This is a genomic window from Pseudomonas vranovensis DSM 16006 (assembly GCF_000425805.1).
GTDB classification, from domain to species: domain Bacteria; phylum Pseudomonadota; class Gammaproteobacteria; order Pseudomonadales; family Pseudomonadaceae; genus Aquipseudomonas; species Aquipseudomonas vranovensis.
In genome coordinates, this window is the sequence record NZ_AUED01000001.1 from 270,904 (window position 1) to 286,386 (window position 15,483).

The 15,483-nt window shown below is 59.9% G+C and carries 21 protein-coding genes; 15 read left to right on the top strand and 6 right to left on the bottom strand.

Features of this window, described 5'->3' with window-relative positions; translation table 11 throughout:
- The first annotated feature begins 11 nt into the window (after positions 1 to 11).
- Positions 12 to 185 (top strand): hypothetical protein, encoded by a 174-nt coding sequence (locus H621_RS28405; protein WP_156905589.1) that lies wholly within the window; start codon positions 12 to 14, stop codon positions 183 to 185.
- Positions 186 to 199: 14 nt separating this feature from the next.
- Positions 200 to 625, top strand: a complete 426-nt coding sequence (locus H621_RS0101415; RefSeq protein WP_028941655.1) for a bifunctional (p)ppGpp synthetase/guanosine-3',5'-bis(diphosphate) 3'-pyrophosphohydrolase — start codon at positions 200 to 202, stop codon at positions 623 to 625.
- A gap of 3 nt (positions 626 to 628) precedes the next feature.
- Here the strand turns inward: H621_RS0101415 and H621_RS0101420 are convergent, their stop codons facing one another.
- From H621_RS0101420 to H621_RS0101430, 3 genes are all read right to left on the bottom strand, one after another.
- Complete coding sequence (locus tag H621_RS0101420) at positions 629 to 1,321, bottom strand: endonuclease (RefSeq protein ID WP_028941656.1); 693 nt, start codon at positions 1,319 to 1,321, stop codon at positions 629 to 631.
- Positions 1,322 to 1,327: 6 nt separating this feature from the next.
- Positions 1,328 to 1,597: a DUF1654 domain-containing protein gene (locus tag H621_RS0101425; RefSeq protein WP_028941657.1), complete on the bottom strand. Its 270-nt coding sequence runs from the start codon at positions 1,595 to 1,597 to the stop codon at positions 1,328 to 1,330.
- A gap of 153 nt (positions 1,598 to 1,750) precedes the next feature.
- Complete coding sequence (locus H621_RS0101430; RefSeq protein ID WP_028941658.1) at positions 1,751 to 2,839, bottom strand: asparaginase; 1,089 nt, start codon at positions 2,837 to 2,839, stop codon at positions 1,751 to 1,753.
- A gap of 336 nt (positions 2,840 to 3,175) precedes the next feature.
- On the opposite strand from H621_RS0101430, the gene H621_RS0101435 reads away from it, so the two are divergent.
- Genes H621_RS0101435 through H621_RS0101465 form a run of 7 tightly spaced genes read left to right on the top strand, consistent with a single transcriptional unit; the run spans position 3,176 to position 10,083 of the window.
- On the top strand, positions 3,176 to 4,132 hold the full coding sequence (locus H621_RS0101435; protein WP_028941659.1) for a sugar ABC transporter substrate-binding protein: 957 nt from the start codon (positions 3,176 to 3,178) through the stop codon (positions 4,130 to 4,132).
- A gap of 49 nt (positions 4,133 to 4,181) precedes the next feature.
- Positions 4,182 to 5,732, top strand: a complete 1,551-nt coding sequence (locus H621_RS0101440) for a sugar ABC transporter ATP-binding protein (RefSeq protein ID WP_028941660.1) — start codon at positions 4,182 to 4,184, stop codon at positions 5,730 to 5,732.
- Positions 5,729 to 6,721 (top strand): ABC transporter permease, encoded by a 993-nt coding sequence (locus H621_RS0101445; protein ID WP_028941661.1) that lies wholly within the window; start codon positions 5,729 to 5,731, stop codon positions 6,719 to 6,721. Before H621_RS0101440 ends, H621_RS0101445 begins: the two co-directional genes overlap by 4 nt.
- A gap of 3 nt (positions 6,722 to 6,724) precedes the next feature.
- A complete protein-coding gene (locus tag H621_RS0101450; protein WP_028941662.1) occupies positions 6,725 to 7,747 on the top strand; it encodes a LacI family DNA-binding transcriptional regulator in 1,023 nt (340 codons plus the stop codon).
- A gap of 13 nt (positions 7,748 to 7,760) precedes the next feature.
- Positions 7,761 to 8,669, top strand: a complete 909-nt coding sequence (rbsK, locus tag H621_RS0101455; protein WP_028941663.1) for a ribokinase — start codon at positions 7,761 to 7,763, stop codon at positions 8,667 to 8,669.
- Complete coding sequence (gene rbsD, locus H621_RS0101460; RefSeq protein ID WP_028941664.1) at positions 8,666 to 9,070, top strand: D-ribose pyranase; 405 nt, start codon at positions 8,666 to 8,668, stop codon at positions 9,068 to 9,070. Before rbsK ends, rbsD begins: the two co-directional genes overlap by 4 nt.
- Before the next feature lie 38 nt (positions 9,071 to 9,108).
- Positions 9,109 to 10,083, top strand: coding sequence for a nucleoside hydrolase (locus H621_RS0101465; RefSeq protein ID WP_028941665.1), 975 nt, complete (start codon positions 9,109 to 9,111; stop codon positions 10,081 to 10,083).
- On the opposite strand, the gene H621_RS0101470 is transcribed toward H621_RS0101465, so the two are convergent.
- Entirely contained in the window at positions 10,055 to 10,261 is a 207-nt protein-coding gene (locus H621_RS0101470; RefSeq protein WP_028941666.1) for a hypothetical protein, read from the bottom strand. The two genes, H621_RS0101465 and H621_RS0101470, sit on opposite strands and share 29 nt — an antisense overlap.
- Positions 10,262 to 10,453: 192 nt before the next feature.
- Between H621_RS0101470 and H621_RS0101475 the strand changes: the two genes are divergently transcribed.
- The gene (locus tag H621_RS0101475) at positions 10,454 to 10,756 is read left to right on the top strand and encodes a hypothetical protein (protein WP_028941667.1); all 303 of its coding nucleotides are present in this window, start codon (positions 10,454 to 10,456) and stop codon (positions 10,754 to 10,756) included.
- Between the two features lie 142 nt (positions 10,757 to 10,898).
- Positions 10,899 to 11,210, top strand: a complete 312-nt coding sequence (locus tag H621_RS0101480; protein WP_028941668.1) for an I78 family peptidase inhibitor — start codon at positions 10,899 to 10,901, stop codon at positions 11,208 to 11,210.
- A gap of 105 nt (positions 11,211 to 11,315) precedes the next feature.
- Here the strand turns inward: H621_RS0101480 and H621_RS0101485 are convergent, their stop codons facing one another.
- Positions 11,316 to 11,528, bottom strand: a complete 213-nt coding sequence (locus H621_RS0101485; protein WP_007956027.1) for a cold-shock protein — start codon at positions 11,526 to 11,528, stop codon at positions 11,316 to 11,318.
- 160 nt (positions 11,529 to 11,688) lie between these two features.
- Positions 11,689 to 11,982, bottom strand: a complete 294-nt coding sequence (locus tag H621_RS0101490) for a hypothetical protein (protein WP_028941669.1) — start codon at positions 11,980 to 11,982, stop codon at positions 11,689 to 11,691.
- Between the two features lie 375 nt (positions 11,983 to 12,357).
- Between H621_RS0101490 and thrS the strand changes: the two genes are divergently transcribed.
- The 4 genes from thrS to rplT are packed head-to-tail and all read left to right on the top strand — an operon-like array spanning position 12,358 to position 15,472.
- Positions 12,358 to 14,280, top strand: a complete 1,923-nt coding sequence (gene thrS, locus H621_RS0101495; RefSeq protein ID WP_028941670.1) for a threonine--tRNA ligase — start codon at positions 12,358 to 12,360, stop codon at positions 14,278 to 14,280.
- Positions 14,280 to 14,831 (top strand): translation initiation factor IF-3, encoded by a 552-nt coding sequence (infC, locus tag H621_RS0101500; RefSeq protein ID WP_174446961.1) that lies wholly within the window; start codon positions 14,280 to 14,282, stop codon positions 14,829 to 14,831. The genes thrS and infC overlap by 1 nt, the downstream gene beginning before the upstream one ends.
- A 60-nt stretch (positions 14,832 to 14,891) precedes the next feature.
- Positions 14,892 to 15,086, top strand: a complete 195-nt coding sequence (gene rpmI, locus H621_RS0101505; protein WP_027620572.1) for a 50S ribosomal protein L35 — start codon at positions 14,892 to 14,894, stop codon at positions 15,084 to 15,086.
- Positions 15,087 to 15,115: 29 nt separating this feature from the next.
- Positions 15,116 to 15,472: a 50S ribosomal protein L20 gene (rplT, locus tag H621_RS0101510; protein WP_010222414.1), complete on the top strand. Its 357-nt coding sequence runs from the start codon at positions 15,116 to 15,118 to the stop codon at positions 15,470 to 15,472.
- Positions 15,473 to 15,483: the final 11 nt, after the last annotated feature.

The window sequence follows — 15,483 nt, forward strand, 5'->3', positions numbered from 1 at the left end:
GGAGAGCCGTGATGAAGAAAGCATCCCCCGTCATTACCCTGCAGCGTGCCACCGAACAGCATGTTCAGGGGTTGTGCAAGTGCCATGGCTTTGAAGTCGAAGGACAATTGCTTGACTATGCTTTGTGTGGCGGCGGGTTGACCGATGTCTACAGCATGGCGCGTCGTGAATGGCGCGGGCGTTGAGTGGGAGGGGCCTAATGTCGACGTTGGAACGGGCCATTGCGGTGGCGGCAAAGGCGCACGAAGGGCAGCACGACAAGGGTGGTGCTGCATATATTCTGCATCCATTGCGGGTGATGCTGCGGGTATCGACCGTAGAGCAGCGCATTGTCGCGGTGCTGCACGATGTGCTTGAAGATTCGCCCATGACCCTGTCGGACCTGGCCCGTGAAGGTTTCGCCCTGAAGATTCTGGCGGCGGTGCAAGCGTTGAGTCGGCGCGATAACGAAAGCTACGAAGCCTTCGTCATCCGCCTGGGAGGCGACCCGCTGGCGCGGGTGGTCAAGCTGGCAGACCTTGCCGACAACAGCGACCTGACGCGCATCGCCATTCCCGGCCCTGAAGACATGGCTCGCCTGGCCCGCTACCAGCAGGCCAGTGCCTACCTGCAAGCACTGGCCTGAGCCTCAGCCGCACGCGCTGAGGTTCACTGGGCCGACAAAGTCATTCCCGCGACCCATCACGCAGGCCACCCGCTGATTGCGCTGGCGTTCCCAGCCCTGCGGCGGGTAGGTCTTGTTCCAGGCTTCGTACAATTGTCGGTCCTGCTTGGACAGCTTCAAGTTGTACTGCTTGCTCATATAGAAGTAGGTGCGTGCGATCATCCCGCGAATCGACGGGCGAGGCATGACCTTCTTGGCCTTGAAGTCCACCTGGGTCAGGCACGAGCCGTATTGCCCGCGCTGCTCGGGCAGCCAGCCGAAGCTGAAGTTGCTGCGATCACCGTTCACTTCGCCGATACTCGGCACCAGGTTGTGCAGGTCGGCTTCGGCGCGCTGGAAGACCTTGTCGTTGCGCGCGCAATTTTTGCGCCCACCGTCCTGCCAGCACTGGCGCTGGTGGCCGATCTGCCATGCAGGGACAATGTGTTCCCACTCGATGCGCGAGGCGCGGTTGGCATTCTTGCGGGGTACATAACCGCAGGCAGCAAGATCGACCTTGTTGCCGTTGTACTTGCAGCCACAATAGAACTCGGTGGACTGCGGCGCATACAGGCGCCAGGCAACCTTCTTGGCTTCGCTGAAGGTGCGTGGTGCATCGGCATGGGCGGCCGTGACACTGAACAGCAGGCAAGCGACTGCAAAAAACGAAACGCTCATGCGCAATCAATCTTCCTTCGGCACAACCCAGAAAATCTGCACGCCACCGTCGTCGCGATAGGCGAGGGTGACGTTGTCGTTCTCGGCGATTTCTTCGAGCAGGGTTGCCCAGTCGTCGGGCGACTCATGCTCCAGGCGGAAGATCAGTGCAGCCCGCGCTTTTTGTGCGGTGGGCGAGTTGATGATTTTCTGGATGCGAATGCCCAGTTGTTCGTAACTGCTGGCAGGTGCGGAGGTGGTGGCCACGAAGCGTTCCTTGTTTTGCTGTATGCGCATACAGTATTTTACTGTGGGTCTTTTCGCAACTGCTCGTCAGTGAAAGAACGCATCGGACACCAAACCGCAGATGCTGCTGCAATCTGTTCAGTGCGATTTTGGCCGAAGGGGAGAGGCGCTGGCCCACCTGCACGGGGAGCCAGCGCATTTCACTCAGTACTCCCAGAAGATACGCTGCAGCTCTTTGCTGTCCTGGGTCTTGGTCAGGGCGACCATGGCCAGGATGCGGGCTTTCTGTGGGTTCAGGTCGTGGGCCACGACCCAGTCATTCTTGTCGTCTGGCTGCTCGGCGTTGCGCAGTACGAAGCCGCCGGCATTGACGTGGGAAGAGCGAATGATCTGCACGCCTTCCTTGCGCAGTTCCTGCAAGGTGGGCACGACGCGCGACGATACCGAACCGTTGCCGGTGCCGGCATGAATGATCGCCTTGGCGCCGTTCTGGGCCAGCGCCTTGTAGGCCGTGTCGGTCACGTTGCCGTAGCCGTAGGCGATGTCCACGGCAGGCAGGCTGCTGATTTTCTTGATGTCGAACTCCGAATCCATGGTGTGGCGCTTGGCCGGCAGGCGGAACCAGTAGGATTTGCCTTCGACCACCATACCTAGTGGGCCCCATGGGCTCTTGAAGGCTTCGGTCTTGATGTTGATGGTTTTGCTGACGTCACGACCAGACTGGATCTCGTCGTTCATGGTGACCAGCACGCCCTTGCCGCGCGACTGCTTGTCACTGGCAACGGCCACGGCGTTGTACAGGTTGAGCATGCCGTCGGCCGACATCGCGGTGCCTGGACGCATCGAGCCCACCACTACGATCGGTTTGTCGGTCTTCTCTACCAGGTTGAGGAAGTAGGCGGTTTCTTCCAGGGTGTCAGTGCCGTGGGTGATGACGATGCCGTCGACGTCCTTGCTGTCGGCAAGTTCGGCCACGCGCTTGCCCAGTTGCAGCAGGTTTTCGTTACTGATGCTCTCGGAGGCGATCTGCATCACTTGCTCGCCGCGCACGTTGGCAATGTTGGCCAGTTCCGGAACGCCGGCAATCAGCTTGTCGACGCCCAGCTTGGCCGCCTGGTAGGTCGCGCTGTTAGCGGCACTGGCGCCTGCGCCAGCAATGGTGCCGCCAGTGGCGAGAATCACGACGTTGGCCAGTTTTTGCTGGTTTTCGGCTTCCTTGGCGCTGACACCAGTAGGCAGGAGCAGCAGAAGGGCCAAGGCCCCTGGGGCGAAGGAGGTAAGCGCAGCTTTCATTATTGTTCTCTCTTATTGATGGCGTTTGCTGTGTAACTCGGGGGAGGGAGCAGAAAGCGTACCAGCTCGCCCGTTAGTCGGTTTTTATACATAACTGATTGATTTAGCTATAAAAAATGATTTACGTCTTAGGCGGTTCAAGGCCCTGGATATTCGGAATTCCGAATATTGCCTGCAAGGAGTGTTCGGTTTTACGGTTGTTTTGAACGATAATTCCTACGCGCGCTATCCAGACGGTCTTCGGCAGCGGATTTGACAAAGTTTGGTTACATTTCCATAGTGAGCTAACGCAAACGTTTGCGACCCGATAAAAATCACAAGATCCGGAGTAAACCCATGAAGCTGCCGTTCCCAGGGCGCCTGCTGGCTGTCGCCGTACTCTCGACGTTTACCCTTGCCGCACCCTTGTCCCAGGCCCTGGCTGATGAAAAGCCCAAGGTTGCACTGGTAATGAAGTCGCTCGCTAACGAGTTCTTCCTGACGATGGAAGACGGTGCCAAGGCCTACCAGAAAGCCCATGCAGGTGACTTCGCGCTGATCTCCAACGGCATCAAGGACGAGACCGACTCAAGCAACCAGATTCGTATCGTCGAGCAGATGATCGTTTCCGGGGTCAATGCCCTGGTCATCGCGCCTGCCGATTCAAAGGCCCTGGTGTCGGTGGTGAAAAAGGCCATGGATGCTGGCATCACCGTGGTCAATATCGACAACCGCCTGGACCCGGAGGTGCTCAAGAGCAAAAACCTCAGCGTGCCTTTCGTCGGTCCCGATAACCGCAAGGGCGCACGTCTGGTGGGTGAGTACCTGGCCAAGGAGAAACTCAAGGCCGGTGACCAGGTAGGTATTATCGAGGGTGTCTCCACCACCACCAACGCCCAGCAGCGCACCGCAGGCTTCAAGGATGCAATGGAAGCGGCGCAGATGAAGGTGGTCTCGGTGCAGTCGGGTGACTGGGAAATTGCCAAAGGCAACGCAGTTGCCGCCTCGATGCTCAATGCGCACCCGGATATCAAGGCGTTGCTGGCCGGTAACGACAGCATGGCCCTGGGGGCGGTGTCGGCAGTGCGGGCGGCGGGCAAGGCCGGCCAGGTGCAGGTGGTCGGCTATGACAACATCAATGCGATCAAGCCGATGCTCAAGGACGGTCGCGTGCTCGCCACGGCCGATCAGTACGCGGCCAAACAGGCAGTGTTCGGCATCGAGGCGGCACTGAAGATGCTAAAGGGCGAAAAGCCTGAAGTGGATTCGGACAACGTCATTCAGACCCCGGTCGAGCTGGTCACCCAGCCGTAGTCGCACAATGTGCGCCTGCCCCACAGGGCAGGCGCCAGGAGAATCGGCAATGTCAGCGACGGCGGATGTTGTACTTTCAGTCAGCGCAATCGGCAAGACCTACGCCCAGCCCGTGCTGGGCGATATCGACTTGAGCCTGTATCGCGGCGAGGTGCTGGCGCTCACCGGCGAGAACGGAGCGGGCAAGAGCACCCTTTCCAAGATCATCGGCGGCCTTGAAGTGCCCAGCACCGGGCAGATGCATTTTCTGGGGCAGCCCTACCGACCGGGCAGTCGCGCGGCCGCCGAGCACGCGGGTGTGCGCATGGTCATGCAGGAACTCAACCTGCTGCCGACCCTGAGCGTGGCCGAGAACCTGTTTCTCGACAACCTGCCCAGTCGTGCTGGCTGGATCAACCGCAGGTGCTTGCGCCAAATGGCCCAGCAAGCCATGGCTCAGGTTGGCTTGGAGGCCATCGACCCGGATACGCCGGTTGGCGAGCTGGGTATCGGCCGTCAGCAAATGGTGGAAATTGCCCGCAATCTGGTTGGCGACTGCCGTGTGCTGATCTTCGATGAGCCGACGGCCATGCTCACCGCGCGCGAAGTCGAGTTGCTGTTCACCCAGATCGAGCGCCTGCAGCAGCGGGGCGTGGCTATCGTCTACATCTCTCACCGCCTTGAAGAGCTCAAGCGTATCGCCCAGCGCATTGCCGTGCTGCGCGACGGCAAACTGGTGTGTGTCGAGCCCATGGAGCGCTACAGCAGTGCGCAACTGGTCAACCTGATGGTGGGTCGCGAACTCGCCGAGCATATCGATCTGGGCCAGCGCCAGATTGGCGCGCCGCTCCTCAAGGTCAATGGGCTGAGTCGGGCCGACAAGGTTCGCGATGTGTCCTTTGAGGTGCGCAGGGGTGAGATTTTTGGCCTCTCGGGACTGATCGGAGCCGGGCGCACTGAGCTGCTGCGCCTGATTTATGGTGCTGATCGAGCCGACAGCGGCAGTATTGAACTGGGCAGCCCCTTGCGCCCGGTACAGATCCACTCGCCGAAGTTGGCCGTGCGTGAAGGCATCGCCTTGATCACCGAAGACCGCAAGGGTGAGGGGTTGCTGTTATCGCAATCGATCAGCGCCAATATCGCCCTGGGCAACCTGCCGGCGATTTCCCGCGCTGGGGTGCTTGACGGCGCCGCCGAGCGAGCGCTTGCCCAACGGCAAATCAGCGCCATGCGCATTCGCAGCTCCAGCCCGGACCAGGTGGTGGGGGAGCTGTCCGGTGGCAACCAGCAGAAGGTAGTCATCGGCCGCTGGCTTGAGCGCGACTGCAGCGTGTTGCTGTTCGATGAGCCGACCCGCGGCATTGATGTTGGCGCCAAGTTCGATATCTACGGCCTGCTCGCCGAACTGGCGCGCCAGGGCAAGGCGCTGGTGGTGGTCTCCAGTGACCTGCGCGAGCTAATGCTGATCTGCGACCGCATTGGCGTACTCAGCGCCGGGCGCCTGGTCGACACCTTCGAGCGCGAGCACTGGACCCAGGACCAACTCCTGGCCGCGGCGTTCGCCGGCTATGAAAAACAAGATGCGCTGCTGCACGATGCAGCACCCAGGACGGCCCTATGAAAACCACTGTACCGGACACCACCGCCCCTCGCGACAAGCGCAGCGGTACCTGCTATGGCCTGGGTACCTACCTGGGCCTGGCCGGCGCATTGCTGGCCATGATCGTACTGTTCTCGCTGTTGAGCGATCACTTTCTTTCCTATGGCACCTTCAGCACCCTGGCCAACCAGATTCCCGACCTGATGGTGCTGGCGGTGGGCATGACCTTCGTCCTGATCATCGGAGGCATCGATCTGTCGGTAGGTTCAGTGCTGGCCCTGGCGGCGTCGGCGGTCAGTATGGCGATACTGGGCTGGGGCTGGAGCGTATTGCCGGCGGCCTTGCTGGGCATGGGCGTGGCGACATTGGCCGGAAGCGTCACCGGGGCAATTACGGTGGCCTGGCGGATTCCCTCGTTCATCGTTTCGCTGGGTGTGCTGGAAATGGCGCGGGGCGTGGCGTATCAACTGACCGATTCGCGTACCGCCTATATCGGAGACGCCTTCGCCTGGCTCTCCAACCCACTGGCATTCGGCGTGTCGCCGTCATTCATTATCGCCTTGCTGGTCATTGTCCTCGCCCAGTTGGTGTTGACCCGCACCGTGTTCGGCCGCTACCTGATCGGCATTGGCACCAACGAAGAGGCAGTGCGCCTGGCCGGTATCGATCCGCGCCCGTACAAGGTCCTGGTGTTCTCGCTGATGGGGATGCTCGCCGGGCTCGCGGCGCTGTTCCAGATTTCCCGCTTGGAGGCAGCTGACCCCAACGCAGGTTCCGGCCTTGAGCTGCAGGTGATCGCCGCCGTGGTCATCGGTGGCACCAGCCTGATGGGCGGGCGCGGCTCGGTGATCAGCACCTTTTTCGGCGTGTTGATTATTTCGGTGCTGGCCGCAGGGCTGGCGCAGATCGGCGCTTCGGAGCCCACCAAACGAATTATCACTGGGGCGGTCATCGTGATCGCCGTGGTCCTCGACACCTACCGTAGCCGGCGTGCTAGCCGGCGGAATTGAACAATGGCAACGATCAAAGATGTCGCGGCACTGGCGGGGATTTCCTACACCACCGTGTCCCATGTATTGAACAAGACTCGGCCGGTCAGCGAACAGGTGCGCCTGAAAGTGGAAGCCGCCATCGCTGAGCTCGACTATGTGCCCAGCGCCGTGGCGCGCTCGCTCAAGGCGCGAAGCACTGCCACCATCGGCTTGCTGGTGCCCAACAGCGTCAACCCGTACTTCGCCGAGCTGGCCCGAGGCATCGAGGACGGCTGCGAGCGCAAGGGGTACTGTGTGATCCTGTGCAACTCCGACGATAACCCGCAAAAACAGCGCAGCTACCTGCGCGTGCTGTTGGAAAAGCGCATCGACGGCCTGATCGTTGCCTCGGTGGGCGAAGACAGCGATTTGCTCGACAGCCTTGCTGCGGTGCGTACGCCCATGGTGATCGTCGACCGGGCGCTGGAGGGGGTTGAGGCCGACATCGTACGAATCGACCATGAGCAGGGCGCCTACCTTGCCACTCGCCACCTGCTGGACCTGGGGCATCGCGATATCGCCTGCATTGGCGGCCCGGACAACACCAGCGTCGCCCAGCTGCGCCTCGCGGGGTTCGAGCGTGCCCTGGCTGAAGCCCGGGTGACGGTGGCGCCAGAGCGTATTCTCAGCAGTGACTTCACCAGCCTGGGCGGTTACGCCGCGGCGGCGCGGTTGCTGGAGGGCCAGCACCCGACGGCGATATTTGCCGGCAACGACATGATCGGCATCGGCGTGCTGCGCGCGGCAGCCGAGCGCAACATCTGTGTGCCGAGCGAGCTGTCGGTGATCGGCTTCGATGACATCCAGCTCAGTCGCTATGTGTTTCCTGCGCTTACTACGGTGGGGCAGTCGATTCGCGAGTTGGGCGAAAGTGCCGCGGCTTTGTTGCTGTCACGCATCGCCCAGCCGCTGCGCGGTGCGCCAGAGCAGCGCATCGTTGCACCAAAGATCGTATTGCGCGAGTCGACTGCGCCGCGTCCGGACCTTTTCAATGATTACCGCTGAGAGCAACACGAACATGCAAGCCAAGGTAGTGGTGGTCGGCAGCCTGAACATGGACCTGGTGGCCCGCGCCCAGCGGCTGCCGCGCGCGGGCGAGACCCTGGCGGGCGAATCCTTCGCCACCGTCCCTGGCGGCAAGGGCGCCAACCAGGCAGTGGCCGCGGCGCGACTGGGGGCGCCGGTGGCGATGATCGGGAAGGTGGGTGACGATGCCTATGGCCAGCACCTGCGCCAGGCGCTGCTCGATGAGCAGATTGACTGCCAGGGAGTGGGCGTGTGCGCTGGGGTCTCCAGTGGCCTGGCGCTGATTGTCGTGGATGCCAGCAGTCAGAATTCCATCGTCATCATTCCCGGTGGCAATGGCCAGTTGCTGCCTGAGTCGGTGCAGGCTTTCGACCAGTTGCTGCAAGGTGCCGAGGTGATCATCTGCCAGCTGGAAGTGCCGCCAGCGACGGTCGCCTACACCCTGGCGCGCGGTCGTGCGCTGGGCAAGACGGTGATCCTCAACCCGGCGCCATGCACCGGCCCCTTGCCTCAACACTGGTACGACGCTATCGATTACCTGATCCCGAACGAGAGCGAAGCCCAGGCACTGACCGGCCTGCCAGTAGTTGACCTGACCGGCGCCGAGGTGGCGGCCAGCCATCTGCGCAACCTGGGGGTGAAAAACGTGATTGTCACCCTTGGCGCCCAGGGCGCATTGTTTGCCAGTGCTCAGGGCATGCGCCACTTTCCGGCGCCGGTGGTCCAGCCGCTGGACACCACGGCCGCTGGCGACACCTTCGTTGGTGGCTTTGCTGCAGCCCTGGCGCGGGGCATGGAAGATGGCGAGGCTATCGCGTTCGGCCAGCGCGCGGCGGCGGTGTCGGTCACTCGCGCTGGCGCCCAGCCTTCGATCCCCTATCTGGTCGAGTTGCAGTCATGAAAAAGACCGCCTTGCTCAACATAGCCCTGTCCAGGGTTGTAGCCTCCCTCGGTCATGGTGACATCCTGGTGATCGGCGACGCCGGTTTGCCGGTGCCACCCGGCGTCGAGCTGATCGACCTGGCCTTGACGCCTGGCATCCCGGACTTTGCCAGTACCTTGCGTGCCGTACTCAGCGAAATGCAGGTTGAAAGCCACGTGCTGGCCGATGAGCTGTTCAAGGCCAATCCCCCCGCCCTGACCACCATTGAACAATGTTTTGCCCATGGCCAGCTCGGCGTCCGCAACCTGCTCAGTCATGCCGAATTCAAGCAGCTCAGTCGTGGCGCCCGCGCTGTGGTGCGCACCGGTGAATGCAAGCCGTACAGCAACATCGCCTTGATCGCAGGTGTGATCTTTTAGGTGTATTCGCCAATCGTTTGCTCCAAGGAGTGCTGCTGATGTCCCTGTTGACGGCCAAGTCCGCCCAGGTTGCCCCGATCCAATTGATCATTGATACCGACCCGGGTGCTGACGATGTGGTGGCGTTGCTACTGGCCATGGCATCACCCGATGAGCTGAACATCCTCGCCATTACAACCGTGGCCGGCAACGTGCGCCTGGGCAAGACTTCGCGTAATGCGTGCCTGGCCAGGGAGTGGGGAGGGCGCGAAGACATCCCGGTATATGCCGGAGCCTCCAGGCCGTTGTTGCGCGCCCCTGTGTACGCGGCCGATATCCATGGCGAAGAGGGCGTGCCGGGTGTTGCAGTGTACGAGCCCAGGCTGGGCCTGGCTGCAGGCGGCGCGGTGCAGTACCTGATCGACATGCTCGGCAATGCCGAGTCGCGCAGTATCACAGTGGCCATGCTCGGTCCGCAGACCAATCTCGCGCTGGCACTGATCCAGGCGCCGGAGATTGCCCGGGGTATCAAGGACGTGGTGGTAATGGGCGGCACGCACTTCAATGGCGGCAATATTACGCCGGTGGCCGAATTCAACGTGTTCGCCGACCCTGAGGCGGCAGAAGTGGTGCTCAGCAGTGGCGTGAAGTTGACATACCTGCCGCTGGACGTCACCCACAAGGTGCTGACCAGCGAGGCGCGACTTCAGCAGCTGGCCGCCGTGGGCAATGCGGCCAGCGCGCGGGTGGTGGATATCCTCGATGCCTACGTTACCGCCGACATGGCGCGCTACGGCCTACCCGGCGGCCCTGTACATGACGCCAGCATGATCGCCTACCTGCTCAAGCCTGAGCTGTTTTCCGGGCGACAGATCCATATGCAGGTCGACAGCCGCGAAGGTCCGACCTATGGCCAGACCATTGCCGACTGGCATGACGCACTGGGGCAACCGGCGAATGTGATGTGGATCAACAGTGCCGATGCCCAGGGCTTTTTCGATCTGCTCAGTACGCGGCTTGGGCGTCTGGCGTAGTGTGTGCGTAGCGCTCGAAGACCTGGTCGACGAAGCTGCGCGCGGCTTCGTTACCAAGGTCTTTGACCAGCAGGTCGACGGCAATCAGCATCAGCTCTTCGGCGCTGGCGGGGCTATAGGCGCTCTGGCCTTCGGGCCATTTGACCTTGATGTCGGCATCGATGGTGTGGCTTGTCATGAACGTTTCCGGATAAAAACTGCGCGCACTGTGGGTTCAAACGCCGGGCCCTGGCGATTGAAGAGCAAGGCCAAGCTGCCATTGCCCAAGGAGTGCAGTTAATCATGTCAAGGCGCTGCAAGGCACTGCGACTTAGGCATAAGAGCAGGGGCCGTGGCAAACTAACGGTTTCCAGTTTGTCGGAAGCGCGCTGTGCAGATCGATTTGAACAACCCCGAACAGCTCACCCTTGAGGCCGTGCGCAGCATGCTTGCCGCAGGCAACAACGCCCAGCACAACCAGTTGCGGGTCAACCGCGGGGGTATTGCCTGGCTTTCCCAGGTGGTGGGTGGTCGTGAGCTCGAAGGGCTGGCCTTTCGTCTGGAAACCTGGGCAGCGGGATCCGGTTGCGTCGGTGCGCAGGCCGCGGCAGACGAGCGCTGGGTGTTGCAGGTATTCAATGCCTTGAAGAATAACTGGCCCAAACCTGCGAGCGATTACATCGACCTTTACTGAAGACAGAGAGGTCTTGCGCAAAATCCCGTGACGATTCGGTTTTTCCTTGAGCGCGCTGGCTCAGGCAGACTTGACGGGTTTTGCAACGAAAAACCAGCGAGGCTGTCAGATGGACAGCATTCTGTAATTCAAAGGAGGATTCATGTTCCGTGCATCATTGATGAGCCTGTTGGCGGTTGCCGCTCTGGCCGGTTGCAGCACAGACGGTTCTTCGTCGAAGACGACTGAGCCTGTGGCTGCGAACACTGACGGCCGTTGCCAGGCCAGTGGTGCCGGGTTCGCCGTCGGCAAGCAGGTGACCCCCCAGCTGGTGGAGCAGGCCCGCAAGGCCAGCGGTTCGCAACTGGCTCGCGCCATTGGACCTCATGATGTCATGACGCTGGAGTACCGTTCCGAGCGTTTGAATCTGAATACCGATGCCCAGGGCGTTGTCACTCGCGTCAACTGCGGCTGAATCCGACCTTTATGGCTTGTCTTGCGATCGCGATCGCAAGACAAGCCCGCGCCTACAGGCACAAAAAAACCCGTCACATGGACGGGTTTTTTTATTCGTCAGATCTTACTCTGGACGAACTTGTGCAGCCTGCATGCCCTTCTGGCCTTTTTCGGCAACGAAGGAAACGGTCTGGCCTTCCTTCAGGCTTTTGAAACCGTCGGTTTCGATAGCCTTGAAGTGAACGAACAGGTCGTCGCCGCCACCTTGTGGAGTGATGAAGCCGAAGCCTTTCTCATCGTTGAACCATTTTACGGTGCCGGTTTGGCGATTAGACATGGGTGTATCTCCAGGAAACATGATTTTCAGTAGTGCGGTGTTGCCGAGGCCAACAGGGTGCACGCCGACCATCATAGTCTAATTATGGGCTTGTAGCCCCTTTTACCTTCGCAGATTGCTGATCTGGAGCAAATTTGCGATGGATTACCTGGCCAAACGCCTATTTTTTCGGGGCGCAGGCGGCTGCAACTTTTTCTTGTGCGCGCTTCATTGTGCTGGCGTCGATGCCGTCCCGGCTGTCCAGGTCCTTGATTTCAGCATCGCTGAACTCCTTTTCGATCACTTTGCCCGCGCAAGTGCAGTGCTGTTCGGCCGCGGTTTTTGCCACGCCTTGTTGTTGCGCCTGGGCAACGCAATTGGCCTGGTAGCCTGCAGGTAGCTTTCCGGCATGGGCCCCCAGCGGCAGTAGCAGGGCAGAAGCAGCCGCCAGGGCCAGAAGAGACTGAAGTCGCATAACCAAACACTCCTTGGGGTCGAGTCTCACAAGAGTAGGACGCTTCACAAACTCTGAGCGGAAAAAATCCGCGCAAGTTCACCCCAAAGGCGTAATTTCCGAATATTTCTGCCCAGGCGCCAATCGCCGCAAAGCTTTGTGCTAGCATGCCCAGCTCGGGATTGCCGCACGCTTTTTCTTGGCGCTTGCAGCTTGAAACTCCCCACTCAATTGTTTACCCACTTCCAGTCACTCTGGTTCGTTCCCTGGCAGGCTCTCGGGCTTCTGCCACTGTGAGGCAGGCTTTGCTTAGGCAAGGACAGGGGCGGATCGCGTACTGGCTCATCCCAACCCACGTGACCTTTGGTAGGGGTCACCACTAGGAGAGGAGGCGCCATGCCCATTATTACTCTTCCCGATGGCAGTCAACGTTCGTTCGACAAGGCCGTATCCGTAGCCGAAGTCGCCGCATCCATCGGTGCCGGCCTGGCCAAGGCCACCGTCGCCGGTAAAGTCGATGGCAAGCTGGTCGATGCCTGCGACCTGATCGAACACGATGCCACTCTGCAAATCATCACGCCCAAGGACGAAGAGGGGCTGGAGATCATCCGTCACTCGTGCGCTCACTTGGTCGGCCACGCCGTCAAACAGCTGTACCCGACCGCCAAGATGGTCATCGGCCCGGTCATTGACGAAGGCTTCTATTACGACATCGCCTACGAACGTCCTTTCACGCCTGACGACATGGCGGCCATCGAGCAGCGCATGCAGCAGCTGATCGACACCGATTACGATGTCATCAAGAAGGTCACCCCGCGCGCCGAGGTGATCGAAGTGTTCAAGGCCCGCGGCGAAGACTACAAGCTGCGCCTGGTCGAAGACATGCCGGATGAGCAGGCCATGGGCCTGTACTACCACGAAGAATATGTCGACATGTGCCGTGGCCCGCACGTGCCGAACACACGCTTCCTCAAATCCTTCAAGCTGACCAAGTTGTCGGGCGCCTATTGGCGCGGCGATGCCAAGAACGAGCAGCTGCAGCGCGTCTACGGCACCGCTTGGGCCGACAAGAAGCAGCTGGCTGCCTACATTCAGCGCATTGAAGAGGCGGAAAAACGCGACCACCGTAAAATCGGCAAGCGCCTGGGCCTGTTCCACCTCCAGGAAGAAGCGCCGGGCATGGTGTTCTGGCACCCTAACGGCTGGACCCTGTACCAGGTGCTTGAGCAGTACATGCGCAAGGTGCAGCGTGACAACGGCTACCAGGAAATCAAGACCCCGCAAGTGGTCGACCGCTCCCTGTGGGAGAAATCCGGTCACTGGGCCAACTATGCCGACAACATGTTCACCACTCAGTCGGAAAACCGTGACTACGCCATCAAGCCGATGAACTGCCCTTGCCACGTGCAGGTGTTCAACCAGGGCCTGAAGAGCTATCGCGAGCTGCCGCTGCGTCTGGCCGAGTTCGGTGCCTGCCACCGTAATGAGCCATCCGGTGCGCTGCACGGCATCATGCGGGTGCGTGGTTTTACCCAGGATGACGCGCATATCTTCTGTACCGAAGAACAAATGCAATCCGAGTCCGCGGCCTTCATCAAGCTGACCATGGATGTCTACGCCGACTTCGGCTTCAAAGACATCGAAATGAAGCTCTCCACCCGCCCTGAGAAGCGTGTGGGTTCCGATGAGCTGTGGGACCGCGCCGAGGCCGCTTTGGCCTCTGCACTCGACAGCGCCGGCCTGCCGTACGACCTGCAGCCGGGTGAGGGCGCCTTCTATGGTCCGAAGATCGAGTTCTCGCTCAAGGATTGCCTGGGCCGCGTGTGGCAGTGTGGTACCCTGCAGCTCGACTTCAATCTGCCGATCCGTCTGGGCGCAGAGTTCGTCTCCGAAGATAACGGTCGCAAGCACCCAGTGATGTTGCACCGCGCAATCCTCGGTTCGTTCGAGCGTTTCGTCGGAATTCTGATCGAGCACTACGAAGGTGCCTTCCCGGCTTGGCTCGCGCCAACCCAGGCGGTGATCATGAATATCACCGACAAGCAGGCTGAATTTGCTCAGCAAGTGGAAAAAACTCTGGCCGAAAGCGGTTTCCGTGCCAAGTCCGACTTGAGAAATGAGAAAATTGGCTTTAAGATCCGCGAGCATACCTTGCTCAAGGTTCCTTATCTCCTGGTTATCGGGGATCGGGAAGTCGAAACGCAAACTGTCGCTGTGCGTACCCGTGAAGGTGCAGACCTGGGCTCGATGCCCGTCGCCCAATTCGCGGACTTGCTCGCGCAAGCGGTTTCCCGGCGTGGTCGCCAAGATTCGGAGTAATTACTATTAAGCGTGATATGAGACAAGACAAACGAGCTGTACCGAAAGCCCCGATCAACGAGAATATCTCGGCACGTGAGGTTCGGTTAATTGGCGCTGACGGCGAGCAGTTGGGCATCGTCTCGATTGAAGAAGCGCTTCGTATCGCTGAAGAAGCGAAGCTGGATCTGGTAGAAATCTCTGCTGATGCCGTACCTCCGGTCTGTAAAGTCCTGGACTACGGCAAGAGCCTGTTCGAAAAGAAGAAGCAACAGGCCGCTGCGAAGAAGAACCAGAAGATCATCCAGATCAAAGAAATCAAGTTTCGTCCAGGGACGGAGGAAGGGGATTACCAGGTAAAACTACGCAACCTGGTACGTTTCCTTAGTGATGGGGACAAGACCAAGATCTCTCTGAGATTCCGTGGTCGTGAGATGGCCCACCAGGAGCTGGGTATGGAACTGTTGAAGCGGATCGAAGCTGATCTCGCCGAATACGGGACCGTCGAACAGCATCCTAAGATGGAAGGACGCCAGCTTTTGATGGTCATCGCCCCCAAGAAAAAGAAATAACCACCTGGGCACGGCAGGCCTAGCGGTTATGTTTATCAACTGAATGCGGAGTATCCGAACATGCCAAAAATGAAAACCAAAAGCGGTGCAGCCAAGCGTTTCTTGAAAACGGCTAACGGCATCAAGCACAAGCACGCTTTCAAGAGCCACATCCTGACCAAAATGTCGACCAAGCGTAAGCGTCAACTTCGCGGTAGCAGCTTGCTGCACGCGTCGGACGTTGCAAAAGTCGAGCGCATGCTGCGCCTTCGTTAATTTTTGGTCAAAGATAGAGGAAGTTACTCATGGCTCGTGTAAAGCGTGGCGTCATCGCTCGTAAGCGTCACAAGAAAATTCTGAAACTGGCTAAAGGTTACTACGGTGCACGCTCGCGCGTTTTCCGTGTTGCCAAGCAAGCGGTCATCAAGGCAGGCCAATACGCCTACCGCGACCGTCGTCAGAAAAAACGTCAGTTCCGCGCTCTGTGGATCGCTCGTATCAACGCTGGTGCGCGTATCAACGGTCTGTCCTACAGCCGCCTGATCGCTGGCCTGAAAAAAGCGTCGATCGAAATCGACCGTAAGGTTCTGGCTGATCTGGCAGTGAACGAAAAAGCGGCGTTTGCTGCGATTGTCGAGAAAGCTAAAGCCTCGCTGGCTTAAGTACCCCCGAC